The organism is Nocardioides sp. Z40_12 (assembly GCF_058215795.1).
This window is the reverse complement of sequence record NZ_JBZAJA010000005.1, coordinates 35,582-59,804: the sequence shown is the minus strand read 5'-3', so window position 1 is coordinate 59,804 and position 24,223 is coordinate 35,582. Positions and strand designations below refer to the sequence as shown.

Annotated in this window: 26 protein-coding genes and 1 pseudogene; 17 read left to right on the top strand and 10 right to left on the bottom strand. The window is 72.5% G+C overall.

The features are described from left to right. Nucleotides 1-188: 188 nt before the first annotated feature. The 3 genes from AC4BG9_RS10940 (at nt 189) to AC4BG9_RS10930 (ending at nt 2,365) form a co-directional block, all read left to right on the top strand. Complete coding sequence (locus AC4BG9_RS10940; RefSeq protein ID WP_490571126.1) at nt 189-434, top strand: hypothetical protein; 246 nt, start codon at nt 189-191, stop codon at nt 432-434. 177 nt (nt 435-611) lie between these two features. After that, a complete protein-coding gene (gene mshA / locus AC4BG9_RS10935; protein ID WP_490571368.1) occupies nt 612-1,850 on the top strand; it encodes a D-inositol-3-phosphate glycosyltransferase in 1,239 nt (412 codons plus the stop codon). An 11-nt stretch (nt 1,851-1,861) separates the two neighbouring features. Then, a complete protein-coding gene (locus AC4BG9_RS10930) occupies nt 1,862-2,365 on the top strand; it encodes a type III secretion system chaperone family protein (protein ID WP_490571367.1) in 504 nt (167 codons plus the stop codon). Here the strand turns inward: AC4BG9_RS10930 and AC4BG9_RS10925 are convergent. From AC4BG9_RS10925 to AC4BG9_RS10915, 3 genes are all read right to left on the bottom strand, one after another. Beyond that, complete coding sequence (locus AC4BG9_RS10925; protein ID WP_490571125.1) at nt 2,310-3,293, bottom strand: DMT family transporter; 984 nt, start codon at nt 3,291-3,293, stop codon at nt 2,310-2,312. The genes AC4BG9_RS10930 and AC4BG9_RS10925 overlap by 56 nt on opposite strands. 65 nt (nt 3,294-3,358) lie before the next feature. Next, nucleotides 3,359-4,036, bottom strand: coding sequence for a response regulator (locus AC4BG9_RS10920; RefSeq protein WP_490571124.1), 678 nt, complete (start codon nt 4,034-4,036; stop codon nt 3,359-3,361). Continuing rightward, nucleotides 4,033-5,169 (bottom strand): sensor histidine kinase, encoded by a 1,137-nt coding sequence (locus AC4BG9_RS10915; protein ID WP_490571123.1) that lies wholly within the window; start codon nt 5,167-5,169, stop codon nt 4,033-4,035. The genes AC4BG9_RS10920 and AC4BG9_RS10915 overlap by 4 nt, the downstream gene beginning before the upstream one ends. 121 nt (nt 5,170-5,290) lie before the next feature. On the opposite strand from AC4BG9_RS10915, the gene phoU reads away from it, so the two are divergent. Further along, entirely contained in the window at nt 5,291-5,941 is a 651-nt protein-coding gene (gene phoU / locus AC4BG9_RS10910; RefSeq protein WP_490571122.1) for a phosphate signaling complex protein PhoU, read from the top strand. A gap of 28 nt (nt 5,942-5,969) precedes the next feature. On the opposite strand, the gene AC4BG9_RS10905 is transcribed toward phoU, so the two are convergent. Beyond that, nucleotides 5,970-6,713 carry a phosphoglyceromutase gene (locus AC4BG9_RS10905; RefSeq protein ID WP_490571121.1) on the bottom strand — a complete coding sequence of 248 codons (744 nt, stop codon included), beginning with the start codon at nt 6,711-6,713 and terminating at the stop codon, nt 5,970-5,972. A gap of 20 nt (nt 6,714-6,733) precedes the next feature. Further along, nucleotides 6,734-7,249, bottom strand: a complete 516-nt coding sequence (locus AC4BG9_RS10900) for a copper chaperone PCu(A)C (RefSeq protein WP_490571120.1) — start codon at nt 7,247-7,249, stop codon at nt 6,734-6,736. A gap of 191 nt (nt 7,250-7,440) precedes the next feature. Between AC4BG9_RS10900 and AC4BG9_RS10895 the strand changes: the two genes are divergently transcribed. Continuing rightward, nucleotides 7,441-7,926 (top strand): CarD family transcriptional regulator, encoded by a 486-nt coding sequence (locus tag AC4BG9_RS10895; protein WP_489963785.1) that lies wholly within the window; start codon nt 7,441-7,443, stop codon nt 7,924-7,926. Nucleotides 7,927-8,113: 187 nt separating this feature from the next. Beyond that, a complete protein-coding gene (locus AC4BG9_RS10890; protein WP_490571119.1) occupies nt 8,114-8,734 on the top strand; it encodes a 2-C-methyl-D-erythritol 4-phosphate cytidylyltransferase in 621 nt (206 codons plus the stop codon). Here AC4BG9_RS10890 and AC4BG9_RS10885 read toward each other — a convergent pair. Beyond that, on the bottom strand, nt 8,722-9,453 hold the full coding sequence (locus tag AC4BG9_RS10885) for an IspD/TarI family cytidylyltransferase (RefSeq protein WP_490571118.1): 732 nt from the start codon (nt 9,451-9,453) through the stop codon (nt 8,722-8,724). The genes AC4BG9_RS10890 and AC4BG9_RS10885 overlap by 13 nt on opposite strands. Before the next feature lie 150 nt (nt 9,454-9,603). On the opposite strand from AC4BG9_RS10885, the gene AC4BG9_RS10880 reads away from it, so the two are divergent. Genes AC4BG9_RS10880 through AC4BG9_RS10870 form a run of 3 tightly spaced genes read left to right on the top strand, consistent with a single transcriptional unit; the run spans nt 9,604 to nt 10,932 of the window. Next, the gene (locus AC4BG9_RS10880) at nt 9,604-9,852 is read left to right on the top strand and encodes a hypothetical protein (RefSeq protein WP_490571117.1); all 249 of its coding nucleotides are present in this window, start codon (nt 9,604-9,606) and stop codon (nt 9,850-9,852) included. Continuing rightward, the gene (nirD, locus tag AC4BG9_RS10875) at nt 9,849-10,211 is read left to right on the top strand and encodes a nitrite reductase small subunit NirD (RefSeq protein WP_490571116.1); all 363 of its coding nucleotides are present in this window, start codon (nt 9,849-9,851) and stop codon (nt 10,209-10,211) included. The genes AC4BG9_RS10880 and nirD overlap by 4 nt, the downstream gene beginning before the upstream one ends. Beyond that, nucleotides 10,198-10,932 (top strand): winged helix-turn-helix domain-containing protein, encoded by a 735-nt coding sequence (locus AC4BG9_RS10870; protein WP_490571115.1) that lies wholly within the window; start codon nt 10,198-10,200, stop codon nt 10,930-10,932. Before nirD ends, AC4BG9_RS10870 begins: the two co-directional genes overlap by 14 nt. On the opposite strand, the gene AC4BG9_RS10865 is transcribed toward AC4BG9_RS10870, so the two are convergent. Both AC4BG9_RS10865 and ispF read right to left on the bottom strand, forming a co-directional pair. Continuing rightward, the gene (locus tag AC4BG9_RS10865) at nt 10,911-11,885 is read right to left on the bottom strand and encodes an alpha/beta fold hydrolase (protein ID WP_490571114.1); all 975 of its coding nucleotides are present in this window, start codon (nt 11,883-11,885) and stop codon (nt 10,911-10,913) included. The genes AC4BG9_RS10870 and AC4BG9_RS10865 overlap by 22 nt on opposite strands. Next, nucleotides 11,882-12,382: a 2-C-methyl-D-erythritol 2,4-cyclodiphosphate synthase gene (gene ispF, locus AC4BG9_RS10860; RefSeq protein ID WP_490571113.1), complete on the bottom strand. Its 501-nt coding sequence runs from the start codon at nt 12,380-12,382 to the stop codon at nt 11,882-11,884. The genes AC4BG9_RS10865 and ispF overlap by 4 nt, the downstream gene beginning before the upstream one ends. A 33-nt stretch (nt 12,383-12,415) precedes the next feature. Between ispF and AC4BG9_RS10855 the strand changes: the two genes are divergently transcribed. Together AC4BG9_RS10855 and AC4BG9_RS10850 are read left to right on the top strand one after the other, a co-directional pair. Then, the gene (locus tag AC4BG9_RS10855; protein WP_490571112.1) at nt 12,416-13,933 is read left to right on the top strand and encodes a molybdopterin-dependent oxidoreductase; all 1,518 of its coding nucleotides are present in this window, start codon (nt 12,416-12,418) and stop codon (nt 13,931-13,933) included. 71 nt (nt 13,934-14,004) lie between these two features. Continuing rightward, nucleotides 14,005-14,941, top strand: a pseudogene (locus AC4BG9_RS10850) (IS5 family transposase). Here AC4BG9_RS10850 and AC4BG9_RS10845 read toward each other — a convergent pair. Next, nucleotides 14,938-15,312, bottom strand: a complete 375-nt coding sequence (locus AC4BG9_RS10845; protein ID WP_181313030.1) for a hypothetical protein — start codon at nt 15,310-15,312, stop codon at nt 14,938-14,940. The pseudogene AC4BG9_RS10850 and the gene AC4BG9_RS10845 sit on opposite strands and share 4 nt — an antisense overlap. 741 nt (nt 15,313-16,053) lie before the next feature. Between AC4BG9_RS10845 and AC4BG9_RS10840 the strand changes: the two genes are divergently transcribed. The 3 genes from AC4BG9_RS10840 to AC4BG9_RS10830 are packed head-to-tail and all read left to right on the top strand — an operon-like array spanning nt 16,054 to nt 18,781. Beyond that, the gene (locus AC4BG9_RS10840; RefSeq protein WP_489966295.1) at nt 16,054-17,019 is read left to right on the top strand and encodes a peptidoglycan-binding protein; all 966 of its coding nucleotides are present in this window, start codon (nt 16,054-16,056) and stop codon (nt 17,017-17,019) included. Beyond that, nucleotides 17,016-17,657: an ABC transporter ATP-binding protein gene (locus tag AC4BG9_RS10835; RefSeq protein ID WP_489966296.1), complete on the top strand. Its 642-nt coding sequence runs from the start codon at nt 17,016-17,018 to the stop codon at nt 17,655-17,657. The genes AC4BG9_RS10840 and AC4BG9_RS10835 overlap by 4 nt, the downstream gene beginning before the upstream one ends. After that, nucleotides 17,654-18,781, top strand: coding sequence for an FtsX-like permease family protein (locus AC4BG9_RS10830; protein ID WP_489966297.1), 1,128 nt, complete (start codon nt 17,654-17,656; stop codon nt 18,779-18,781). Before AC4BG9_RS10835 ends, AC4BG9_RS10830 begins: the two co-directional genes overlap by 4 nt. A gap of 49 nt (nt 18,782-18,830) precedes the next feature. Here the strand turns inward: AC4BG9_RS10830 and AC4BG9_RS10825 are convergent, their stop codons facing one another. Further along, complete coding sequence (locus tag AC4BG9_RS10825) at nt 18,831-20,081, bottom strand: C39 family peptidase (protein WP_490571111.1); 1,251 nt, start codon at nt 20,079-20,081, stop codon at nt 18,831-18,833. Nucleotides 20,082-20,167: 86 nt separating this feature from the next. Between AC4BG9_RS10825 and cysS the strand changes: the two genes are divergently transcribed. Genes cysS through AC4BG9_RS10810 form a run of 3 tightly spaced genes read left to right on the top strand, consistent with a single transcriptional unit; the run spans nt 20,168 to nt 24,150 of the window. Then, a complete protein-coding gene (gene cysS / locus AC4BG9_RS10820; RefSeq protein WP_490571110.1) occupies nt 20,168-21,598 on the top strand; it encodes a cysteine--tRNA ligase in 1,431 nt (476 codons plus the stop codon). A gap of 1 nt (nt 21,599) precedes the next feature. Beyond that, nucleotides 21,600-22,559, top strand: a complete 960-nt coding sequence (gene rlmB / locus AC4BG9_RS10815; RefSeq protein ID WP_490571109.1) for a 23S rRNA (guanosine(2251)-2'-O)-methyltransferase RlmB — start codon at nt 21,600-21,602, stop codon at nt 22,557-22,559. Nucleotides 22,560-22,608: 49 nt separating this feature from the next. Then, a complete protein-coding gene (locus tag AC4BG9_RS10810) occupies nt 22,609-24,150 on the top strand; it encodes a metallophosphoesterase (RefSeq protein WP_490571108.1) in 1,542 nt (513 codons plus the stop codon). Nucleotides 24,151-24,223: the final 73 nt, after the last annotated feature.

Sequence of the window (24,223 nt, the reverse complement as noted above, 5' to 3'; positions counted from 1 at the left end):
GCGCACGCGCGCGGTTGCGCTGCTCCTCGCACTCTCGCTGCGTGCCTCACAGGAAGTGGAGAACAATGACAGTACGTCAACTGGGTGGCGGGCTCGGCCTCCTCGGCGGACTCGTGTGGATCGCTCGCTGGCTGTTGGCGCCGGCGGACGGCCCCGCGGACGTCATGCGCTATGCAGGCCTCGCTCTCATGCTCCTCGGACTCGTCTGCGTCGGACTGACCCTGGTGAAGGGGCAGGCCCTGTGGCTCGACGTCGTCGTCGGGTTCGCGGCGCCCGCGCTCTTCTGGGCCGTCTACGAGATGGTCCGGGCCGAGCTCGCGGAGCCCGCGCTGCTCTTCCACGGGATCGTGGGCGTGCTGTGGGTGCTGGTCGGCATGGGCCTGATCGTCAAGGGCAAGCCGCGCGTGCAGGAGCCTGAGGAGGCGCACGTCTGACCCGAGCCGCCGCACGACGCTCCTGGGTTCCCCGCCCCACCGCGGGCGGGGAATCAACCAGGGGGCGTTCCGTGTTGTGCTCGGCGCGGTCGCGCCGCCCCGGCACTCCCGGGGTGGGACGAAGCGTCCGCCTCACTGAGTGGACGACGGAAGGCCTCATGCGTGGACCGGGTGGCGATGATCAGCGTGCACACCTCCCCCCTCGATCAGCCCGGGGTGGGTGACGCGGGGGGCATGAACGTCTACGTCCTGGAGCTGGCCAGGAGGCTGGCGGGCCAGGGCGTGGCGGTCGACATCTTCACCCGGGCGACCGCATCCTCGCTGCCCCCGGTCGTGGAGGCGGCCGACGGCGTCCTGGTCCACCACGTCGCGGCCGGGCCCTTCGAAGGGCTCTCGAAGGCGGAGCTGCCCGCCCAGCTCTGCGCCTTCGCCCGCGAGGTGCTCCGCGCCGAGGCGGTGCGCCCGCGAGGTCACTACGACGTGGTCCACTCCCACTACTGGCTCTCCGGACAGGTGGGGGCGCTGGCCCGCGACCGCTGGCAGGTGCCGCTGATCCACTCGATGCACACGATGGCGAAGGTCAAGAACGCCGCCCTCGCCGACGGGGACACGCCCGAGCCGACGGCCCGGCTGATCGGCGAGGAGCAGGTGGTCCAGGCCGCCGACGTCCTGGTGGCCAACACCGACGACGAGGCCCGCCAGCTCGTCGACCTCTACGACGCGGAACCGCGCCGGGTCCAGGTGATCCACCCGGGTGTGGACCTCGGCGTCTTCCGGCGGCAGGACCGCGACGCCGCCCGGCGCCGGCTCGGTCTGCCCGTGGACGCGCACGTCGTCCTCTTCGCCGGGCGGATCCAGCCGTTGAAGGCGCCCGACGTGCTGCTGCGCGCCGTGGCCACGCTGCTCGAGCTCGACCCGTCGCTGAGGCCCCGCCTGGTGGTCCCGGTGGTCGGCGGCCCCTCGGGCAGCGGCCTGGAGCACCCCGAGTCGCTCGCGCAGCTGGCGCACGACCTGGGGCTGGACGACGTGGTGCGGTTCGTGCCGCCAGTCGGCCAGGAGACCCTCTCGACCTGGTACGCCGCGGCCTCCCTGGTGGCGGTCCCGTCCTACAACGAGTCCTTCGGCCTGGTCGCCGTCGAGGCCCAGGCCTGCGGGACCCCGGTCGTCGCGGCTGCGGTGGGAGGGCTGACCACGGCGGTCGCCGACGAGGTGAGCGGACTGCTGGTCGAGGGACACCGCCCCGCCGACTGGGCGCACGCGCTGCGGCGGGTGCTGGCCGAGCCCGGGCTCCACGACCGGCTCAGCGCCGGGGCGGTGGCCCAGGCGGGCCGGTTCGCGTGGGAGCGGACCGCCCGCGAGACCCTGGAGACCTACGGGCGTGCCGCGTCCCTGATGAGGACGGAGGTGCCGGTGTGAGCGAGGCAGTCGTGACGCTGGTCCGAGACCACCTGGACGACAACGAGATCGCGTACGACGAGATCTCGCCGGGGGTCTTCTCGTTCAACCTGCCGGGGGAGAAGAAGCTCCAGACCCCGGTGCGCCTCGACGTCGGCCCGCACGCGCTGGGCGTCCACGCCTTCGTGTGCCGCAACCCCGACGAGAACCACGAGCGCGTCTACCGATGGCTGCTGGAGAAGAACCTGAAGCTCTTCGCGGTCGCCTTCGCGGTCGACGCCACCGGAGACATCTATCTCGATGCCCGGCTGCCCCTGACCGGGCTGGACGCAGAGACGCTCGACCGTCTGCTCGGCTCGGTGCTGTCCTACGCGGACGAGTCCTTCAACACCATCCTCGAGCTCGGCTTCGCCAGCTCGATCCGCAAGGAGTGGGAGTGGCGGACCTCGCGCGGGGAGTCGACCGCCAACCTCGAGGCGTTCAGGGGCTGGCTGGAGTCCGGGACCGACCCCGCCACGGACGGCTCACCCGGCTGAGCAGCACGCCGCCGATGCAGAGCACCCCGCCGGCGAAGGCGAGGGCCGGCGGCACCTCGTCGAGCAGCGCCCAGGCGAGCAGCGTGGTGATGAAGGGGACCAGGAAGGTCGACATCGCGAAGCGGCCGGCGTCGGCGTGGGAGAGGGCGTAGGCCCACGTGGTGAAGGCGATCGCGCTGGGGAAGACCCCCAGGTAGGCGATCCACCACAGGTCGGCCGTGCTGGCGTCCCGGACCACCCCGGCGAGCTCGAACGTCCACGGCAGGCAGCCGACCATGCCGACCACGTAGTACCAGAAGGTCATGTCGAGCGCGGTCATGCCGCTGCCCAGCAGCCGCTTCTGCGTCAGCACGCCGAAGGCGAAGCCGACTGCCGCGACGACGCCGAGCGCCACGCCCAGCACGTCGCCCTCGGCGCTCTCGGAGGAGGCGCGGGCGATCAGGATCACCCCGCCGAAGCCGACGGCGAGCCCGGCGACGAGCCAGCCGGTGAGCCGGTCTCCGAGGAAGAAGGTCGCCAGCAGGGCTACCAGGATGGGACCCAGCTGGACCAGGAGGGCGGCCGTGCCGGCGTCGACCCGTCGCTCCGCCTCGTTGAGCGCGACGTTGTAGACGGTGATCCAGCTCAGCCCGCCCACGACCACCAGGGGCCACTCCGCACGGTGAGGGACCCGTAGGCGGGTCGCCCCGCCGCGGCGCCGCCGGCCCCGGCCCTGCAGCCACACCATGACGCCCAGCGCCGCCACCGCCACCACCAGGCGGCCCAGGCTGAGCGACCCCGGCGGCACCGTCTCGCCGAGGTGGCGGATCGCCACGAAGGCCGAGGCCCAGGTGACCAGCGTGAAGGCGACCGCGAGGAGCGGCAGCCATCCGGAGACGGCACGGGGCGCCTGGCCGGGCGGTGTCGTCGGGGTCGTCGGGGTCGTCACACAGGGACCCTATTCGGCGCCGCCGTCGCCCGTCGCGCGGGTTTCGGACGCGGCATCGGGGCGGCTCACAGGTCCAGCTTGTAGCCCAGTCCGCGGACCGTCACCAGGCGGCGCGGCTGCGACGGGTCGGGCTCCAGCTTGGCGCGCAGGCGCTTGACGTGCACGTCGAGGGTCTTGGTGTCGCCGACGTAGTCCGAGCCCCAGACCCGGTCGATGAGCTGCCCGCGGGTCAGCACCCGGCCGGGGTTGCGCAGGAACATCTCGAGCAGCTCGAACTCCTTGAGCGGCAGGCGCTGCTCCTCGCCGTCGACGGTGACCACGTGGCGCTCGACGTCCATCCGCACCGGGCCGGCCTCCAGGGTGTCGGGGAGCAGCTCCGGCTCGGAGCCGCGACGCAGCACCGCCCGGATCCGGGCGACCAGCTCACGGGGGGAGTAGGGCTTGGTGACGTAGTCGTCGGCGCCCAGCTCGAGGCCGACCACCTTGTCGACCTCGTCGTCCTTGGCGGAGACCATGATCACCGGGACGTTGGAGGTCGCCCGGATCTGCCGGCAGACCTCGGTGCCGGGCACACCGGGCAGCATGAGGTCCAGGAGCACGATGTCGGCGCCGTGGCGGGTGAACTCCTGCAGGGCTGTGGTCCCGTCGGCCGCGACGGCGACCTCGAAACCCTCCTTGCGGAGCATGTAGGCGAGGGCGTCGCTGTAGCTGTCCTCGTCCTCGACGACTAGCACGCGGGTCATCGGATTCCTTCCTGACGGGCGGTCTGGCGCGGCAGCGAGAGGGTGAAGGTCGAACCCTGTCCCTCCACGGACCAGACGGAGACGTCGCCGCCGTGGGTGGCGGCCACGTGCTTGACGATGGAGAGGCCGAGCCCGGTGCCGCCGGTGGAGCGGTGGCGTGCCGGGTCGACGCGGTAGAAGCGCTCGAAGATGCGGTCGATCTCCGCCGAGGGGATCCCGATCCCGCGGTCGATGACCGAGATGGCGACCGTCTCGTCGGTCGCGGCGGCGCTGACCACCACCGAGGTGCCCTCCCGGGAGTAGGCGACGGCGTTCGCGACCAGGTTGGAGACGGCGGCCACCACCTGGCGTGCGTTGCCGCGCACCTCCAGGCGGGGCTCGACGTCGGTGACCAGCTCGATCCGCTTGGCCTGCGCGTCGGTGGCGGAGGTGTCGACGGCCCGGGCGATCACCTCGTCGACCGAGACCGTCGACCGGTCGTCGACCGGGTCGAGCGACTGGAGCCGGGAGAGCTCGATGACCTGGTGGACCAGCTGGGTGAGCCGCTCGCTCTCCACCCGCATCCGCCCGGCGAAGCGCTCCACCGCCTCGGCGTCGTCGGCGGCCTCGGCGACCGCTTCGGCCAGCAGCCCGATGGCGCCCACCGGGGTCTTCAGCTCGTGGCTCACGTTGGCCACGAAGTCGCGGCGCACCTCCTCCACCCGTCGCTCCCGGGTGCGGTCCTCGGCCAGGACCAGGACCAGCCTGGCACCCAGGGGCGCCACCCGGGCGCTCACCACCAGGGGAGCCGAGCGCTCCCGGCGCAGGCTCAGCTCGGTCTCCCGGATCTCGCCGTCGCGGCGCACCTGCGCGACCAGGTCGGCCAGCTCCGCCGGGACCAGCTGCTGCTCGCGGACCAGGCCGAAGGCGTAGGCAGGCGCGGAGGCCTTGAGCACCCGGTCGTCCTCGTCCACGACGACCGCGCTGCTGCGCAGCACCGACAGCACCGTGTCGACACCGGGGGGCACCTCCGGCTCGGGGGCCGGGTGCCCGGTGCGCTGCTGCCGGTCGCTGATGTGCCAGGCCAGCACGCCGACCACGCCGACGACCAGCCCCAGGAGGGCGGCCAGGGCGGCCTGGGTCGTCGGATCCACAGGTCGATCGTAGGCCAGGGGCCTCGGCCCTCCCGCCCGCGGAGCTCGCCGTCGGGGAGTGTTCACCCGGCGTTCAACTCACGTCGCCCGCCGGTCACCTCGCCGCTCTACGGTGACCGGCATGCGCGAGGTCTTCCACGAACAGCTCGATTCCGTCTTCGACGACCTGGTCGACATCTGTCGCCTGGTCAGGACCGCGGTGCACCGGGCCACTGGTGCGCTGCTGCACGGCGACGCCGCCCTGGCCGAACAGGTCATCTCCGCCGACGCCGAGATCGACGTGGCCCGCGAGCGGGTCGAGGACAAGGCGTTCGCGCTGCTGAGCCTCCAGGCGCCCGTCGCGGGCGACCTGCGGCTGATCGTGGCGGCCCTGCGGATGGTCACCGAGCTGGAGCGGATGGGCGACCTGTCGGTGCACGTCGCCAAGGTGGCGCGCCTGCGGGCGCCGGCGGTGGCCGTCCCCGAGGCGATGCGTCCGACGGTGACCAGGATGGCCGAGGTGGCCGAGGACATGGTCGCGCAGGTGACCCGGATCGTGGCCGACCGCGACGTCGAGGCGGCGCACTCGCTGGCGCGCGACGACGAGGAGATGGACCTGCTGCGCAGCTCCAGCTTCGTCACGCTGCTCTCCGACGACTGGGAGCACGGCGTCGAGGCGGCAGTCGACGTGGCGCTGCTGGGGCGCTACTACGAGCGGATCGCCGACCACGCGGTCTCGGTGGCGACCCGGGTGGTCTTCGTGGTCACCGGCCGCCCTGCGTTGTCGCAGTGAGGCCCCGGGCGACTGCCCGGAGCGGGGCTCAGCGGCCCTGGTTGGCGACCGCGGCGGCAGCCGCGGCGGCGGCCTCCGGGTCGAGGTAGCGCCCGCCGGCGGTCACCGGGCGGAGCTCCTCGTCGAGCTCGTAGACCAGCGGCATCCCGGTCGGGATGTTGAGCCCGGCGATGTCTGCGTCGCTGATCTGGTCGAGATGCTTGACCAGGGCGCGCAGGCTGTTGCCGTGGGCCGCGACCAGCACGGTCCGGCCGGCCCGGAGGTCCGGCACGATCTCCGACTCCCAGTAGGGCAGGAAGCGGGCGATCACGTCCTTGAGGCACTCGGTGCGGGGCATCTCGTCGCCGAGGTCGGCGTAGCGCGGGTCGCCGGACTGGGAGAACTCGTCCGCGTCGTCGATCGGCGGCGGCGGGGTGTCGAAGCTGCGGCGCCAGAGCATGAACTGCTCCTCGCCGTACTCCTCGAGGGTCTGCTTCTTGTCCTTGCCCTGCAGGGCGCCGTAGTGGCGCTCGTTGAGCCGCCACGAGCGCTTCACCGGGATCCAGTGCCGGTCGGCGGCGTCGAGGGCCATGGCCGCGGTGTTGATGGCGCGCCGCTGGAGGGAGGTGTGCACGACGTCGGGCAGCACGCCTTCGCTGCGCATCAGCTCGCCGCCCCGGACCGCCTCGGCCCGGCCCTTCTCGGTGAGGGCCACGTCGACCCAGCCGGTGAAGAGGTTCTTGGCGTTCCACTCGCTCTCGCCGTGGCGGAGCAGAACAAGCGTGTACGTCATCGTCGACCCCTCAGTCCTCGTCAGTGATCGTCGCCGGTGGAGACCTCGCACACCGGGTCGCCCGGGGGGACGCCCGGGACGTTGGCGTAGTCGCCGCAGTTGGGCCGTACCGGGACCTTGAGGGTCACGGTGTCACCGTGGGAGAACTCCAGGGACATGTCGACGAAGGAGCCCGGCTCGATCTCGCCCTCGACGGTGACGGGGTCGTCGGAGGCGGCGAGGTTGACCAGGCCGCCGGGGGGGACGGTGACGTCCTCGACCCCGGAGAACGTGAGCCCGTCGAGGCTGCTGATGCCCTCGAGGGTCGACTCCGCGTCGCCGAGGTTGGTCATCGAGGCGATGAAGACGGCCTCGCCCGAGTCGGCGGTCACCACGGTGGCGCCCAGCACGTTGACCTGGCCCTCACGGTGGTTGGTGCCGACGGCGGGGGTGTAGTCCCGGTCGGTGGCGTAGTCGAAGCCGCAGGAGCTCAGCACGGGGGTGAGGACGAGCGCGAGGCCGGCCAGCGCGGTCGTACGACGGTGGGGCGTGTGCATGGTGCAGAGCGTAGCGTCGACCGGCCGCGACCGACCTCGGGGGGCCGCGCCGTGAAGTGGTGCCGATCACCCCGCACCACAGCCGCCGTGGTTCTGTCAAGGCGTCGCAAGCCTCTGACCTGCGGAAACGAAGGTCTGAGGTGTATAAGTGGCGTGCTAGACTGGGTCTCCTTGAAAGGGGAACTCACCATATGACTTTCACCGTGGGCGAAACGGTTGTCTACCCGAATCACGGGGCCGCGATCATCGAGGACATCGAGATGCGGAAGATCAAGGGCGAGGATCGTGAATACCTCGTCCTCCGCATCGTGGCCCAGCAGGACCTCGTCGTCAGGGTGCCTGCGTGCAACCTCGACCTGGTCGGTGTCCGCGACGTCGTCGACAAGGCCGGTCTCGACCGGGTCTTCGACGTGCTGCGTGCGGCACACGTCGAGGAGCCGACCAACTGGTCGCGACGCTACAAGGCCAACCTCGAGAAGCTCCACTCGGGCGACGTCATGAAGGTCTCCGAGGTCGTGCGCGACCTGTGGCGCCGCGAGCGCGACCGCGGTCTCTCCGCGGGCGAGAAGCGGATGCTGGCCAAGGCCCGGCAGATCCTGGTCTCCGAGCTCGCGCTCGCCGAGCGCACCAACGAGGACAAGGCCGAGGCCATCCTCGACGAGGTGCTCGCCTCCTGAGGCGCAGACCCCGCTCGTGACAGGGCCCCGACGACCGAGCCGGTCGTCGGGGCCCTGTCGTGTGTCTGCCGCTGGTCTGGCCTCCCTCCGCCCAGTGGCTGCCCAGTGGCTGCCCAGTGGCTGCTCAGTGGCCTCTTCGCTCGTCGCCTGCCCGGCGCGGGCCGGCTGCCCCTAGGCTGGTCGCGCCATGACTGCAGACCCCTACGACGTCTACGACGACGACGAGCCGCCGCGTCCGCTCGGCCGGGTGCTCGACGAGGACCGTGGCCGGCTGCCCTACCTCCTCATCCACGGGGAGGCGCTGGTCGCCTGCGCGGCCTGGGCCCTGGGCGAGGCGGGGGTCCGGCTGCTCGACCACGGCACCGAGTGGGCGGAGGTGCAGGCGGCCGGCGGGCCGCTGGTGCTGCACGACTCCCTGTGCCCGATGACCCCGTCCGCCTTCCTCGCCGACTGTGCGGAGCGGGCCCGGGAGACCGGCCGGGTGGTGGTCGGCGTCCGGCCGGTGACCGACACCGTCAAGGAGGTCGTCGAGGGGATGGTCGGCGGCACCGTCGACCGGGAGGGGCTGCGCGCGATCTGCTCCCCGGTGGTGCTGCCCGCGGAGGTGGTGCGCCGCCTGCCCGCCCTGCCGGCCACCGACCTGGCCGCCGTCCTGGACGCGCTGGTGCTGCCGCTGGGCCAGGAGCGATCGCGCTGGCTTGAGCTGGTAGACGCCCCGCCGGAGGCCCGGCGGGTGCAGGACGCCGACGACGTGCGGCTCCTCGAGGAGCTCACCAGCGGGTCGTCGCCGCGCCCTCATCGCCCCTGAGCAGCAGCACCCTCGAGCAGGGCCTCGGCCAGCGCGACGTCCTCGGGGAAGGTGATCTTGAGGTTGCGCCCCGACGAGGGGACCGCCCGGATCCGCACCGGCCCGCCCGGGAGCGGGTCGGCGCAGCGCTCCACGCAGGAGGCCGTGTCGGTGCCGGCGAAGCCGTCCCGCTCCGCGGCGTCGTAGGCGGCGACCAGGGCCCGGGCGCGGAAGGCCTGGGGGGTCTGCACCGTGCCCAGCCCGGCCGGGGCCACCGACCCGTCGGTGCGGACCATCGGGGGAGCGGCGGCGACCGGCACGGCGCCCCCGTGCTCGGTGGCGGCCGTCAGCAGGTGCTCGAGCAGGTCCGGCGAGAGCAGGGGACGTGCCCCGTCGTGGATCGCCACCACCTCGATCGCGCCGGACTCCACCTCCGGGCGGAGGACCCGCAGCGCGGCCAGCTCGGAGGCGTGCCGGGTGGCGCCTCCGGTCACCAGCAGCACCTCGTGCTCGCCCAGGTGCGGCGCCAGCGCCTCGCCGACCTCGGTCTCCTCCCCGGGCCTGGCGACCACCACCACCCGGCGCACGCCGGGCACGGCGAGCCCGGTCAGCACCGAGTGGGCCAGCACCGGGAGGCCGGCCAGCGGGAGGAGCACCTTGTTGGTCGCGACCCCGTCGACGACCGCGCCCACCCGGGTGCCGGCACCGGCGGCGAGGACGACGAAGGCGGAGGCAGGCACGCCCCGCAGGATACGCGGGGCCGGCGGCCCGCTCCGGCTGCCGGCCGGGGCCTCGCGACCGGCACCCGGCCGGGAGGTCGTGAGTCAGGGTTTTCCTGGCCGAAACATGGGGAAACATCGGGGACAACATCGCCGACCTACGTTTCGGGCATGACGGATCGAGCGCCCCGCACCCGCCAGCGCAGGTTGCGTCCGGGCACCGCGGTCGTCGACGTCGTCGTCGTCGCCGCCGCCCGGACCCTCACCCGCTCCGACGGTGAGGAGGTCGGCTACCACACCCCCGACCCGTCGACCTCGTTCACCACCGCGCGCGGCCGACTCCAGCCGGGGGCCCCCGACGGGGGCGTGCCCGAGCCGCTCGTCGGCGCGACCATCGGGCTGCGTGAGGAGGCGCGATGACCCCCCGCGCCGGGCAGGAGTGGGAGCCCGTCTGTCGCCTGGAGGACCTCGAGGTGGAGCGCGGGGCCGCCGCCCTGGTGCACGGCCAGGCGGTCGCGCTCTTCCGCACCCACGACGACCAGGTCTACGCGCTGGCCAACCACGACCCGTTCAGCCGGGCCTCGGTGCTGGCCCGCGGCATCGTCGGCACCCGCGGCGACGTGGACTTCGTGGCCTCGCCCATGCACAAGCACGCCTTCGACCTGCGCACCGGGCGGTGCCTGGACGACGAGCACGTCTCGGTCGCCAGCTACGAGGTACGCATCGAGGGGGGCATGGTCGAGGTGGGCCCCCGTCAGGACAGACGTGCCAGCGCCTGAGGGGCTCCCGATCGGGGCGCCGCTGACCGGCTTCCGGGTCGGCGTCACCGCCTCCCGCAAGGCCGAGGAGCAGATCGCCCTGCTGGAGCGCCGCGGCGCCGAGGTGACCTGGGCCGCGGTGCTGCAGGCCGAGGACGAGGCCCTGCGCGTGGCCACCTGCCACCTCGTCGACCTGGTCGCGGAGCGCGAGCTCGACGCCGTCACCTTCACCGGAGCCCTCACCGTGCGGGCCTTCCTGGACGCCGCCGAGGCGGCCGGCCGTCACGAGGCGGCGCTGGACGCCTTCCGCAGCGACGTCCTCGCGGCGAGCGTGGGCCCGGTCACCGCCGCCGCGCTCCAGCCGCTGGGGGTGCCGACCATCTGGCCGACCCGCTCCCGCGTGGCGGCGATGGTCACCATGCTCGCGACGGAGCTGCCGAGGCGGCGCAGCGGGCTGAGCTTCGACGTCGCCGACGGGCGCCTGCTGCGGCTGCACGGCGACACGGTGCTGCTCGACGGCAGCGAGGTGCGGCTCACCCCGGCGCCGCTGGCGGTGCTGCGAGCGCTGACGGCCCGCCCCGGACACGTCGTGGGCCGCGCCGAGCTGCTCGCCGCCCTGCCCTCGGGGACTGCCGGCTCCGAGCACGCGGTCGAGATGGCGGTCGCCCGGCTGCGCCGGACCATCGGCAGCGCCGCGGTGCAGACGGTGGTCAAGCGGGGCTACCGGCTGGCGCTGGGCTGAGCCGGTCCGTCCGCCCCGGCCCCCGGCTCCGCCACCTGTGCGTCCCTGGCCCCGAGGACCAGGTCGACGAGGTGCTCGGTCACCAGGTCGCTGCGCTCCAGGGTGAGCATGTGGCCCGCGCCCGGGGCGACGACCAGCCGGGAGCGACGCAGGTGCCGGGCGATCCGCCGGGCGTGGTCGACCGGGGTGAGCAGGTCCCGGCTGCCGACCAGCACCCGGGTGGGGGCGTGGTCGAAGGCCGCCAGGGCCGCCGCCCGGTCGTGGCCCTGCATGTCGTTGTAGAAGCCACGCATCGTCGCGGGGGAGCAGTTGATGAGCTGGTCGACCACCAGGCCGGCGTCGCGGGGGCGTAGCGGCTCCCCGAAGAGGAACCGGTTGACCACGGCGCGTTCGATGGTCGGCGTACGCCGCCGGGCCCGGCGGCTGAGGGTGCGCGCGCGCCGCGCCAGGAGCTGGGGGAGCTGCGCCCTGGCGCGCGGGCCGAGCTCGGGCATGCCGAGGGTGATGGTGTCCAGGTCGCCGGCCGAGGTGGAGACGAAGACGGCCCCGGCCGTCCGGGCGGCCAGGTCCGGGCGCTGCTCGGCCAGCGCCATCAACGTCATCCCGCCGATGGAGTGACCGGCCAGCACCAGGGGGCCGCGGGGCGCGTGCAGGTCGATCAGGTCGCCCATGTCGCGGGCCAGGTTGGCCACCGTGCAGCTCGCCTCCGGTGCGGGGTCGGAGCGGCCGTGGCCCCGGTGGTCCCAGGTCAGGATGCGCACGTCGTGACCGAAGCGGGAGAGCAGGTCGAGGACCTGGTAGTGCCAGTCGTCGGTGTCGGCGGTCCAGCAGTGGGCCAGCACCACGGTGATCGGCTCGGGCCGCCCGCCGGTGCCTAAGCCCGTGCCCGGCCCAGCGTCCGCGGCCGGACCGTGGACGCGGACGTGGAGCTGGAGCCCGTCGAAGGTCCTCATCCGATCACCACCGCGGTCGCGACCGCCGCCACGCCCTCGCCCCGCCCGGTGAGGCCGAGGCCGTCGGTGGTGGTCGCGGAGAGCGAGACCGGCGCCCCGACGGCGTCGCCCAGGGCCAGCTGGGCCTCGGCCCGCCGCGGGCCGAGCCGGGGGCGGTTGCCGATCACCTGCACCGCGACGTTGCCGATCTCGAAGCCCGCGGCCCGGACCCGGGCCGCGGTCTCGCGCAGGAGCGTGGCGCCGGACGCCCCGGCCCACTGCGGCTCGGCGGTGCCGAAGTTGCTGCCCAGGTCGCCGAGCCCGGCCGCGGAGAGCAGGGCGTCGCAGGCGGCATGGGCGGCCACGTCGGCGTCGGAGTGCCCCTCCAGGCCGTGCGTCTCCTCGGGCCACGCCAGCCCGGCGAGGTGCATCGGCACCCCCTCGACGAGGCGGTGCACATCGGTGCCCACGCCGACGCGGGGCAGGGGCGTCTCGGACCGAGTGGGACGGGGGCTCACGCGCACGATGATGCCTGAGCCACAATCACTCCCATGCAGTCGACTCGCCCGTGGGCCCTCATCGGTGTCGTCGCCGGGGCCACCGGGCTCGCCACGAGCTACCTGGCGGCCAAGTCGCTGACCATCCGGGACCCTCCGCTGGTCGCCGCCGCCGAGCTGGTGGTCCGGTTCACCCCGGGCCCGGTGGTCGAGTGGGCGATCGAGACCCTCGGCCGGGCCGACAAGCCGGTGCTGATGCTGCTGGTGGTCCTGGTGCTCCTGGCCGGCTTCTCGCTGGCCGGGTGGGCCTGGGGCCGCGGCTGGTGGCGCTCGGTGCTGGTGTGGGTGCTGCTGGCCGGCGCCGGCCTGGTGGCGGTGATGCTGCAGCCGGGCGCGACGGTGGTCGACGCGGTCCCGATCGGGGTGGGCCTGGTGACCTCGGTGCTCGCCACCGGCCTGCTGGGGCTGCTCGCCGGACGCGAGTCGGACGGCGGGTGGGCGTCCGGTCGCCGGGGCCTGCTGGCCGGCCTCGGCGTGGCCGGCCTGGTGGCGGTCTCCGCCGGCACCCTGGGCCGGGTCGTGGGCAATCGCAAGCGGGCGGTCCAGGAGAGCCGGCGCCTGCTGCGCATCCCCGGCGTCACCGACCGGGAGGCTCCGCCGCGGGCCCGGGTCGACCTGGCCGGGGTGACGAGCTGGCAGACGCCGAACGCGGAGTTCTACCGGATCGACACCACCCTGGCGGTGCCCACCATCAATCCCTCTCAGTGGCGGCTGCGCATCCACGGCATGGTCGAGCGCGAGGTCGTGCTGACCTACCGCGACCTCATCGCCATGGAGCTCAGCGAGGCGTGGATCACCCTGAGCTGTGTCTCCAACCCCGTCGCCGGCCCGCTGGTCGGCAACGCCTGGTGGAGCGGGGTGCGCACCGCGACCCTGCTGGAGCGGGCGGGCGTGCGCCCCGGTGCCGACGCGGTGCTGCAGACCTCCGACGACGGGTGGACGTGCAGCACCCCGCTCAGCGCGCTCACCGACGTCCGCGACTCGATGGTCGCGGTGGCGATGAACGGCGAGCCGCTGCCGCTCGAGCACGGCTTCCCGGCGCGCACCGTGGTGCCCGGCCTCTACGGCTACGTCTCGGCCTGCAAGTGGGTGGTCGACTGGGAGGTGACCCGGTTCGTCGACGTCGACGCCTTCTGGACCCAGCGGGGCTGGTCGGAGCAGGGGCCGGTGCGGCTCTCCTCACGGATCGACGTCCCGTCGTCGGGCGACACCGTCCCGGCCGGACGGCTCCGGGTCGGCGGCATGGCCTGGCACCAGCACGTGGGGATCTCCGCGGTGCAGGTCGCGCTCGACGGCGGCGACTGGCAGGAGGCGGAGGTGGCCCTGCCCCGCACCAACGACACCTGGGTGCAGTGGGCGGCCACCCTCGACGTCGAGCCGGGGGAGCACCTGCTGCGGGTCAGGGCGCGCGACAAGCGCGGCGAGGTGCAGACCGGGGTTCGCCGCGACGTGGTGCCCGACGGCGCCACCGGGTGGCACGAGATCTCGTTCACGGCCGCCGACGACGCCTAGCGGGGTCGGCCCCGGGGCCGGCTAGGGCGTGTCTCCCTAGTCCGGGCGTGGCGGCCTGATTTGCTGCGGTCATGTCTCGCGAACGGGTCCTGACCGATGCTCAGTGGGAGCAGATCGCGCCGCTGATGCCGTCCTCGGATGGTGTGAAGTCGCGGCCGTTCCGTGAGCATCGGCAGGTGGTCGAGGGCGTGATCTACCGGTTCCGCACCGGCATCGCCTGGCGCGATCTGCCTTCCTCGTTCGGACCCTGGCAGACCGTGTGGAAGCGACACCACCGGTTCTCCACCGATGGCACCTGGGACAAGATCCACGCCCGTCTCCTCGCCGAGGCCGACGCCGCCGGCAAGCTGGACTGGATGGTCAGCGTCGACTCCACGATCAACCGCGCTCATCAACACGCCACCAACACCACCCGGGTCGAGCAACCCACCGGGGACTCCCGAGCAGCACGCGAGGCACGAGCCGCGGCCCGCACAGGGGGCTGAGTCGAGTTACAAGAACCCCTGGATCGAGCCACCCGATCACGCCATCGGTCGCTCTCGTGGGGGCTTGTCGACCAAGATCCACCAGCTCGTCGACGGCCGCGGGCGGCCTCTGGTTATCGCCCTGACCGCGGGCCAGGCCGGTGACTCCACGATGCTCAAGCCGCTCCTGGCCCAGCTCGCCGTCGCCCGACTCGGGTCAGGCCGGCCACGGACCCGACCCGACGCCGTGCTCGCGGACAAGGCCTACTCCTCCCGCGGCACCCGCACCATGCTCCGCGACCGCGGCATCACCGCGGTGATCCCTCAACCCTCCGACCAGATCGCGCACCGCAAGCGGCGTGGCTCTGCGGGCGGACGACCGCCCGCCTTCGACGCCGCGGTCTACAAGGGCCGCAACGTCGTGGAACGGTCCTTCAACGACCACAAGCAATGGCGCGGCATCGCCACCCGCTACGACAAACTCGCCACCGTCTACCGAGGAGCCGTCGTCCTACGCGCCATCACCATCTGGCTGGCAACTTAGGTCAGGGGTTGCGGTTGCGGGCACTCCTGGTTCACTCGCTCCCACTCAGACGGGTCGTCGATGACGTCGCTGACTTCTCCATGTGGCATCCAATTGAGTGCTGTGTCCCAGGACTTCACCCAGGACTCCCGAGACGGGGGCTCACTGATTTCGTAGCCCAGTTCCTCGAGACAGTTCGCGGTGGCGAGGTAATCATCGAAGTGATCCCGCACTTGGGCATCGGTGAGTTCGTCGATCTTGGGGTCACCGACCTTTTGGCCGCACTTCTCCATGTGCGAGTTCCATGCGTCGTACTGCTCCGGTGGCAGGTCGACGGAGTCGAAGTTGCCCTGTTCCTCGTTGACCTTGACCGCGAAGCCGCCGTCCTCCATGCAGCCTGCGTAGGCGTAGAGCCATTCCCTTTGGGTCCCGTCGAAGATAGAGCGGCTCTCTTCTTGGGGCGATGGGGAGGTAGAAGCCGGAGGCGAAGACGGGAGCGCTTCGAGGTCAGCGCCGGTCTGCTCCCCAGTGCACCCAGCGGTGAGAGGAGCGACTGCGATGAGCGTCAGAGCCGCAAGGCGGGCTAGGTGCTGACGGGACTGGAGAGATTTAGCGGTCATCCGCCTACACAGCCGGTGCTGACGTTCTGCAAGCCGACGCTGCCGTATGCCCGCCAAGATCCTCCTCCGGGAACGCTTGCGAATGTCTTGTAGGTGCTCCACCCGGAAGAAGAGCCGAGCAACTGGTTAATCCCGCCAGGAGGCCGCTGCTCGGCGGATCCCTTGTGCTGGGCCTCGACCCAGCCGTAGCCGTTCGTAGGGTTGCAGGATCGATTGCCGGTCGAGGACACCGCATTGGCTGGCACGGCTGCAAGAGCCACTAGCCCTATTGTTGCTCCAGCAACGATGATCTTTCGTCGGTGCATGATTTTCCCCGTTGATGTAGTGGACTATGAGCATGCGTGCGGCGGGGGCGGCCGTCAAGGGTTGAGAACGCGCACGCGCTTGGACGGAGAGGACGGGGCGGGGGTACATGTGGGCCGTGTGAGGACGATCGTGCTCTGGGCGGCCGGGGCCGCAATGGTGGCTGCCCTGGGCTGGGGAGCTGGTCGAGCAACGCTTGCTCCGCCAGCGGTGGATCTACCCGATGCCGAGGCGGTGACGTACACGGTTGACAAGGGCAGGGTGGAGCGAGGTTTCGACTTCGGCGCCACCGCCGAGTGGCAGGTGGTGAGGAGGGCGACCAACGCCGCTAGCGGAACCGTCACGGGCGTCCTCGTCAGGCCGGGGAGCAGCGTGCGGAGCGGGGACGTCCTCTATCGCGTCGACGAGCGGCCGGTGTTCGTGGCTTCAGGTGCTGTGCCGCAGTACCGGGACTTGTCCGCGGGGGACGTGGGGCAGGATGTCCGTCAGCTTCAGCAACTGCTTTCCGATCGTGGGTACCTCAGTTCGACTCCATCGGGGACGTTCGGCACGGCCACTGAGTCGGCGGTGCGAGCGTGGCAACGATCCAGTGGGGTCCGCGAGACGGGTGTGGTCCCGCGAGGCGATCTCCTCTTCGTTGATCGGCTGCCTTCCCGCGTGAGACTGGCGGAATCGATCACCGTGGGTGCGCAGGTTTCCCCTGGCACCGAGGCAGTGCACGTGCTCGCCGCCTCCCCGCGCTTCACCATGACCCTGTCAGATGAACAGCTGGACTCCGTGCCGCCGAACGCGCGGGTGCGCGTCAGCACCGGCGGTCAAACGTGGAAGGCCCAGGTTGCCTCGCTCCAAGCCGGTGAGCCGGGTGAAACCACCCTGGTGCTACGAGGCGCCCGAGGAGGCGAGGTGTGCGGTGCCCGGTGTGATCGGTACGTCGGCACCGACGGACCGCAGCGGTTGCGCGCGACCGTGGTGGTCGTGCCCCGCACGTCCGGTCCGATGGTTCCCGCGGCGGCGATCCAGTCCGACGTGAGCGGTGGGCTCTTCGTGACCGACACCTCCGGGGAACAGCGACCCGTGGAGGTGCTGGCCGCGGACGGCGGTCAGGCAATCGTGGATGGCGTGGAGATCGGTACAGAGATCCTGCTGTTCGGCCAGGCCGAGGCGCAGGGCGGATGATCCGCGTCGAGGAGCTGAGCTTCGCCTACCGCGCCGGAGGCGATCGGGTGTTCGAGGGGCTGACGCACTCGTTTCCGTCCGGAGCGATCACGGCGGTGACCGGGCCCTCCGGCGGGGGGAAGTCGACGTTGCTCTACCTCATCGCGTTGATGCTGCGTGCCCGGGAGGGTGCGGTCTTTTACGGCGATCGGGAAGTGACCTCTCTGTCTGACGCTGCCCGCACCCAGGTCCGGAGCGCGAGTGTGGGATTCGTGTTCCAGGACGCGATGCTCGATCTGTCCCGGTCGGTGCTGGACAACGTGCTTGAAGGAGCCCTGTACGCCGGCATCACCCGCACGGACGCCGCCGCACGGGCCTACGGGCTCCTTGAGCGTCTGGAGGTCAGTCATCGCGCCGATCACCGGCCCGGCGAGATCTCCGGAGGCCAGGCGCAGCGCGTCGCGGTCTGCCGGGCCCTGGTCAAGCAGCCGCCCGTCATCATCGGGGACGAGCCGACCGGCAACCTCGACGCGGACACCACCGTCGTCGTCTGGCAGGCCTTCATCGACGCTGCTGCGGAGGGCGCGACCGTCATCGTCGCCACGCACGATGATGCGCTCGCGGAACGCGCCGACGCACGACTGACGGTCGGCGCATGAGGGGAGCCGACGTGCCGCCTGGCCGGCCAGGCACCCGCGCGCTGCTCGGGGAGGGGTGGCAGATCTTCCGTGCCCAACCCCTGGTCTCGGTCGTCACCGCATTCATCACAGCCGCGGTCTGCCTCTCGGTCTTCGTCACCGCCGGCCGTGCCGCCGCTGCCGAGGCCGCCGTGGTCAGTCAAGTCGACGGAGCCGGCGCCCGCACGATCCGGTTCTCTGATCCGTCCGGGGAGGCGGGTCTGACCGCCATGGGTGTGCAGCACGTTGCCGAGCTTCCCGGCGTCGACTGGATGCTGGCCATCGGGGACACCGTCGACGTGCGCAACAGCGCCATGCCACAGGTCGGCCGACCCGTTCCCAGCGCAGCGCTCTTCAGCGAGCTTCCACCCTCGGTCCGGCTCACCGCGGGCCGCGCGCCTCGCCTCGAGGAGGCGATCGCGGGCACCGAGGCCATGATCGCCCTCGGTCTGGCCGATCGGACCGGCGGTGTGCGCGGCCCACTTTTCGACGGCCCCGTCGTCGGCACCTTCGACGCGGCTTCCCCGGTGACAGAGCTCCAGCAGAGCGTCCTGATCCGCACCGTCCCAAGCGACGACCGCCTGATGCGAGAGGTCTACGTCGTTGCTGAGACCGTCGCTGACGTACGCACCCTCGAACGGGCGATCCCCACCATGCTCCACATGACCGACCCCAGCCAGCTGCGCATCGACTCTCCCGCGGTGCTCGTCGACCTCCAGGAGGTGCTCCGCGGCGAGCTCGGCGACAGTGGCCGACAGCTCATGCTCCTTGCCTTGGCCAGCGGCCTGGTCCTCATCGCGGTCAGCCTCTACGGCGCGACCGCAGCGCGCAAACGCGACTTCGGCCGCCGCCGCGCGCTCGGAGCGACCCGGTCCGCTCTAGTCGTACTGGTGCTGCTCCCTACCGGGCTCGGCGCCCTCGCAGGCGTCACGCTGGGCACCGGGTTCGGGGTGGCCATGGTGAACGCCACCCAAGGCACCGTCCCAGGAATCCCGTTCATCCTCGGGGTCCCCACCCTGACGCTGCTCACCGCCCTCCTGGCCGCAGTCCCGCCTGCAACCATCGCCGCAGCACAAGACCCGGTACGCATCCTCCGAGTGCCATAGCCTCGGATCCACCGATCAGCTAGGTGGATCCGGGCTTAGGAGACACGCCCTAGTCCTCGAGCAGGTAGGTGAGCCCGCCGGACCCGTCGAGCCAGACCTTCTCGAACTGGGCCCGGTCGTAGGTGCGCCGGACGGAGGAGTTGCTCGGCGCCGCCGGGTCGTTGACCACCACTTCGCCGGCGGGGGTGAAGCCCACCAGCACCATCAGGTGACCGGCGGTGGCGGTGATCGGGGCGCCGTCCAGCTCGCCGGCGCCGAAGGCGACCGAGACGATCAGCGGGGTGCCGGCGCTCACGTGCTCCTCGGCCGCCCGCAGGTCGGCCAGCCGGGTGACCCGGGTGTGGGGCAGCAGGGTGCCCGCGTAGGCGGTGTTGAAGGCCCAGTTGCCGGTGCCGCGGTAGCCGTGGTCGTAGACCTGCTGGGCGGTGTGGTCCACCACCGGGTCGGTGTGGGCGCCACCGCCGAAGGCGCGGGCCGCGTCGGGCAGCACGCCGTAGTGGTCGAGCACCATGGCCAGCGAGGTCGGCGAGCACCACGCCTCACCGCCGTTGCCCCACTGGGGGTAGTGGCCCCGGTGCGTCATCTGGGAGTACGCCGGCACGTCGAGGACCGTGCCCACGGCCGGGCCCGGCGCCGAGGTCGCGCCCCGGGGGGCGACCCGGCTGGCCATCGCGCCGACCCGGTCCAGGGAGGGCGCCGCCTTGGTCCCCTGGCGCCGCATCAGCTGGACCTTGAGCTGCCAGCCGACCGCGCCCGCGGCGTCGTGCACCTTGAGCGTGTCGGTCGCCACCCGGGCCAGGTCGTCGTCCTGGCTGCCCAGGGTGGTGCGCCGCAGCCAGCGGTTGCCGGAGGTCCAGCGGGCCATGGTGTCCCACGACCCGACGGTGCCGTCCGGGGCGCGCAGCCGGGCCTTGACCTCGATCCAGCTGTCCCGCGGGGTGGTCGCCTGCCAGGAGGGGATGAGCTCGGTGAAGCCGAAGGCCTCGGTGACCCACGGCGAGGTCCAGATGCCCATGTCGTAGCGGAGGCCCTCGACGGTCCGGGCGCGGGTGGGCCGCTTGAGCCGCACCGACCCCTTGGCGATCCTGGTGCCGACCCGTGCACCCGGGCGCAGCTCGTGACCCGCGTCGAAGGAGGTGTCGGAGATCTGCGTCGCCGAGCGACGCGGCGCGGGCTCCCGCTCGGCCACGGCGGGGGCGGCGAGCACGCCGAGGAGGGTCGCCGGCAGGACCAGCGCGGCCGCTCCGGCCACCAGCCGGGGCAGGGGGCGGGAGGAGGGCGCGTGGGGCAGGCGATTCATCCTCGGGACGATACGTCACACCAGCCCCACCCGTCACCGAGTTCGGGGATGCGAATCCCGGCCTCGCCCGCCCCTAGACTGAGCGGGTGACTCTCAGGCTCCATGACACCGCGTCTCGCGAAGTCCGCGACTTCGTCCCCCTCGAGGAGGGGAAGGTCGGTCTCTACGTCTGTGGGCTCACCGTTCAGTCTGAGCCGCACGTCGGCCACGTCCGCTCCGGGGTCAACTTCGACGTCCTGCAGCGCTGGCTCCGGGTGCGCGGCTACGAGGTCACCTTCATCCGCAACACCACCGACATCGACGACAAGATCCTGGCCAAGGCCGCCGAGCAGGGCCGCCCCTGGTACAACCTCGCCTACGCCATGAAGCGCGAGCTGGACCGCGCCTACGACGCCCTCAACGTCGCCCCGCCGACCTACGAGCCGGCGGCCACCGGCCACGTGCCCGAGATGATCGAGATGATCGCCTCCCTGATCAAGCGCGGCCACGCCTACGCCGCCGACGACGGCTCGGGCGACGTCTACTTCGACGTCCGCTCGTGGCCGACCTACGGCGAGCTCACCCGGCAGCGGATCGACGACATGGAGGCCGCCGAGGACGCCGACCCGCGCGGCAAGCGCGACCCCCGCGACTTCGCCCTGTGGAAGGGCTGGAAGTCCGGGAGCGAGCCGGCCACCGCGTCGTGGCCCTCGCCCTGGGGCCGCGGGCGCCCCGGCTGGCACATCGAGTGCTCGGCGATGGCCGGCAAGTACCTCGGCACCGCCTTCGACATCCACGGCGGCGGCATGGACCTGCGCTTCCCGCACCACGAGAACGAGCAGGCCCAGTCGCGCGCCGCCGGCCACCCCTTCGCGGCCTACTGGATGCACAACGCCTGGATCACCACCGCGGGCGAGAAGATGAGCAAGTCGCTCGGCAACAGCCTGACCATCCCGGCCGTCCTACAGCGCTACCGCGGCGTCGAGCTGCGCTACTACCTGGTCGCCGCCCACTACCGCAGCCACGTCGAGTTCTCCTTCGAGGCCCTCGACGAGGCCGCCACCGGCTTCCGCCGCGTCGAGGCGTTCCTGGAGCGCGCCGGCGTCCCGGGCGAGGCCGGCCAGGTGCGGCTCGAGCAGCTGCCCGAGGCCTTCGTGGTCGCGATGGACGACGACCTCGGCACCCCCGCCGCGGTGGCGGTGGTGCACGAGACGGTCCGCGAGGGCAACCGGCTGCTCGCCGAGGGCGGCGACGCCGGGCGGGCCGGCGCGCAGGTGCTGGCGATGCTCGACGTGCTCGGCCTCCACCCCGCCGACCCGGCCTGGTCGGGCGGCGACGACACCGAGACCGCGCTGCTCACCGACGCGGTCGACGTCCTGGTCGGAGCGCTCCTGGAGGAGCGCGCCGCCGCACGTGCAGCACGGGAGTTCGCCACCGCGGACGCCCTCCGCGACCGCCTCAAGGCGGCCGGCATCGAGATCGAGGACACCCCGTCGGGGCCGCGCTGGTCGCTGGCCCAGGCGCAGGGGAAGGACTGACATGGCAGGCAACTCCCAGCGCAAGGGATCCATCCGCAAGTCGAAGAAGGGCGCCACCATCGGCTCCGGAGGCCGCGTCAAGCGCGGGCTGGAGGGCAGGGGACCGACGCCCAAGGCTGAGGACCGGCCCTACCACAAGGCGCACAAGGCCAAGGCGCGCTCGGAGCGCGAGGCGACGGCCAAGCCGCGGCACCGCAACACGAAGAGCAGCGACGCCGAGTGGGTGGCCGGCCGCAACAGCGTGGTCGAGGTGCTGCGTGCCGGCGTGCCGATCACCGGCGTCTACGTCGCCGAGGGCGCCGAGCGGGACGGCCGCCTGCGGGAGGCCTTCAAGCTCGCCGCCGAGCAGGGCCTGTCGATGATGGAGGTCACACGCAACGAGATGGACCGGATGACCGCCGGCGCGGTCCACCAGGGCCTGGCCGCGCGCATCCCGTCCTACGAGTACGCCCACGGCGACGACCTGCTCGACCGGGCCGCCGAGGCCAAGGAGCCGCCGCTCGTCGTGGCCCTCGACTCGGTCACCGACCCGCGCAACCTCGGGGCCGTCGTCCGCTCCGCCTCCGGCTTCGGCGCGCACGGCGTGCTGATCCCCGAGCGCCGGGCGGCCGGGATGACCGCCTCGGCCTGGAAGACCTCTGCCGGCGCCGCGGCCCGGACCCCGGTGGCCCAGGCGGTCAACCTGGTCCGTCAGCTGAAGGCCTACCAGGACGCCGGCTGCATGGTGGTGGGCCTCGACGCCGAGGGCACCATGTCGCTGCCCGAGCTGGCCGCCGAGGGCGGGCTGGCCGAGGGTCCGCTGGTCCTGGTGGTGGGCTCCGAGGGCAAGGGCCTGTCCCGCCTGGTCGCCGAGACCTGCGACCAGCTGGTCTCGATCCCGATGGCCAACAACCTGGAGTCGCTCAACGCGGGGGTGGCGGCCTCCGTGGCGCTCTACGCCATCTCCCAGGCCCGCGCCTGACCCGACCTGGGTCGTCGGCCGGCGTCGGCCGTTGGCTACGGTGAGGTCGATGTCGTTCCGTCCCGATGCCGCCTCCGTGCTGCGGTGGGTCCTGACGGCCGCGGTCTGGGTGGTCACCGCGGTCGCCGTGGGGTCCGCGCTCTTCCTCAACAGCAGCCGCACCACGGTGCTGGCCGGCCACGACGCGGTGGTCACCCCCACCCTCGACGGGTACGCCGTGCTGGCGACGGGGCCGGTGCTCCCCGACGTCCGCCTCGACGTCCCGGGCGGGCTGGGGGTGCGGATCGCCCTCGGCAAGAGCGACGCGGCCTCCACCGAGGAGCTCTTCGAGCGCTACACGCTGATCGCCTCCAACCCCGAGGCGCAGATCGCGAAGGTGCAGGGGCTCGTCGTGGACATGGCGATCGCCTCCGGCCTGCGGGGCGCGGCCATCGGCGCGCTCCCGGTGCTCGCCTACCTCCTGCTCGGCCCGGTCCGCCGCCGCGACCTGCTCCGGGACCTGCGCACCCTGCGGCCCAGACCGCTGCTGGTGGCCTCGCTGGTCGTCGTCCTGGCGGTGGCGCTCTGGCAGCCCTGGCACCGCGAGCAGGCGCCGCTGGACCAGACCCGGAGCTGGATCCCGCTGCCCGAGTTCCTGGGCGACCAGGTGCCGGTGCCGGAGGAGGCAGCCGGGCTGGAGGTGCGGGCGGACGTCACCGGCACCCAGACCAAGCGACTGATCGCCAGCGCCGTCGACACCTACGCCAAGAGCCGCGAGTGGTACGACGCCGCCGCGGAGGCGGCCGCCGACATCGAGGTGCACGAGCCGGAGGAGGACCAGACCGTGGCGCTGCTGGTCTCGGACCGGCACGACAACGTCGGCATGGACCGGGTCGCCCGGGCCGTCGCCGACCGCGCGGGCGCCACCGCGATCCTCGGGGCGGGGGACGACACCTCGACCGGGAAGCCGTGGGAGGCGTTCTCCCTGGACTCCCTCCAGGCCTCCTTCGAGGACCTCGACCGCTGGGCGGTCACCGGGAACCACGACCACGGCGGCTTCGTCGGCGACTACCTCGACGACCTGGGCTGGACCCGTCTGGTCGGAGAGGTGGAGGAGGGGCCCGGCGGGGGCCGCATCCTCGGGGTCGACGACCCCCGCAGCAGCGGGCTGGGCAGCTGGCGCGACGAGACCGGCCTGAGCTTCGAGGAGGTGGGTGAGCGGCTCGCCGACACCGCCTGCGACTCCGAGGAGCGGATCAACACCCTGCTCGTGCACGACGTCAAGCTGGCCCAGGAGGCGCTGGAGCGCGGCTGCGCCGATCTCGCGGTCGGCGGCCACCTGCACGTCCAGAACGGGCCGACCGAGGTGGTCGGCCCCGACGGCGAGGTCGGCTACAGCTGGACCAACGGGACCACCGGCGGGGCGGCGTACGCCCTCGCGATCGGCAGCAAGCCCCGCCGCGACGCGGAGATGACCCTGATCACCTACGACGACGAGGGCGTCCCCGTGGGGATCCAGTGGGTGCGGGTGCGCACCGACGGCCGCTTCCTGGTGGGCCCCTACGAGGAGCTCGGCCGCACCTCGGACGGTCCCGTGTCGCCCGCACCCTGAGGGTGCCGTCCACGTCCGGCGGCGCGGACGGGGCGCCGGCGCGGGGTAGGGGATCATGTGGCGTGTTCCTCAC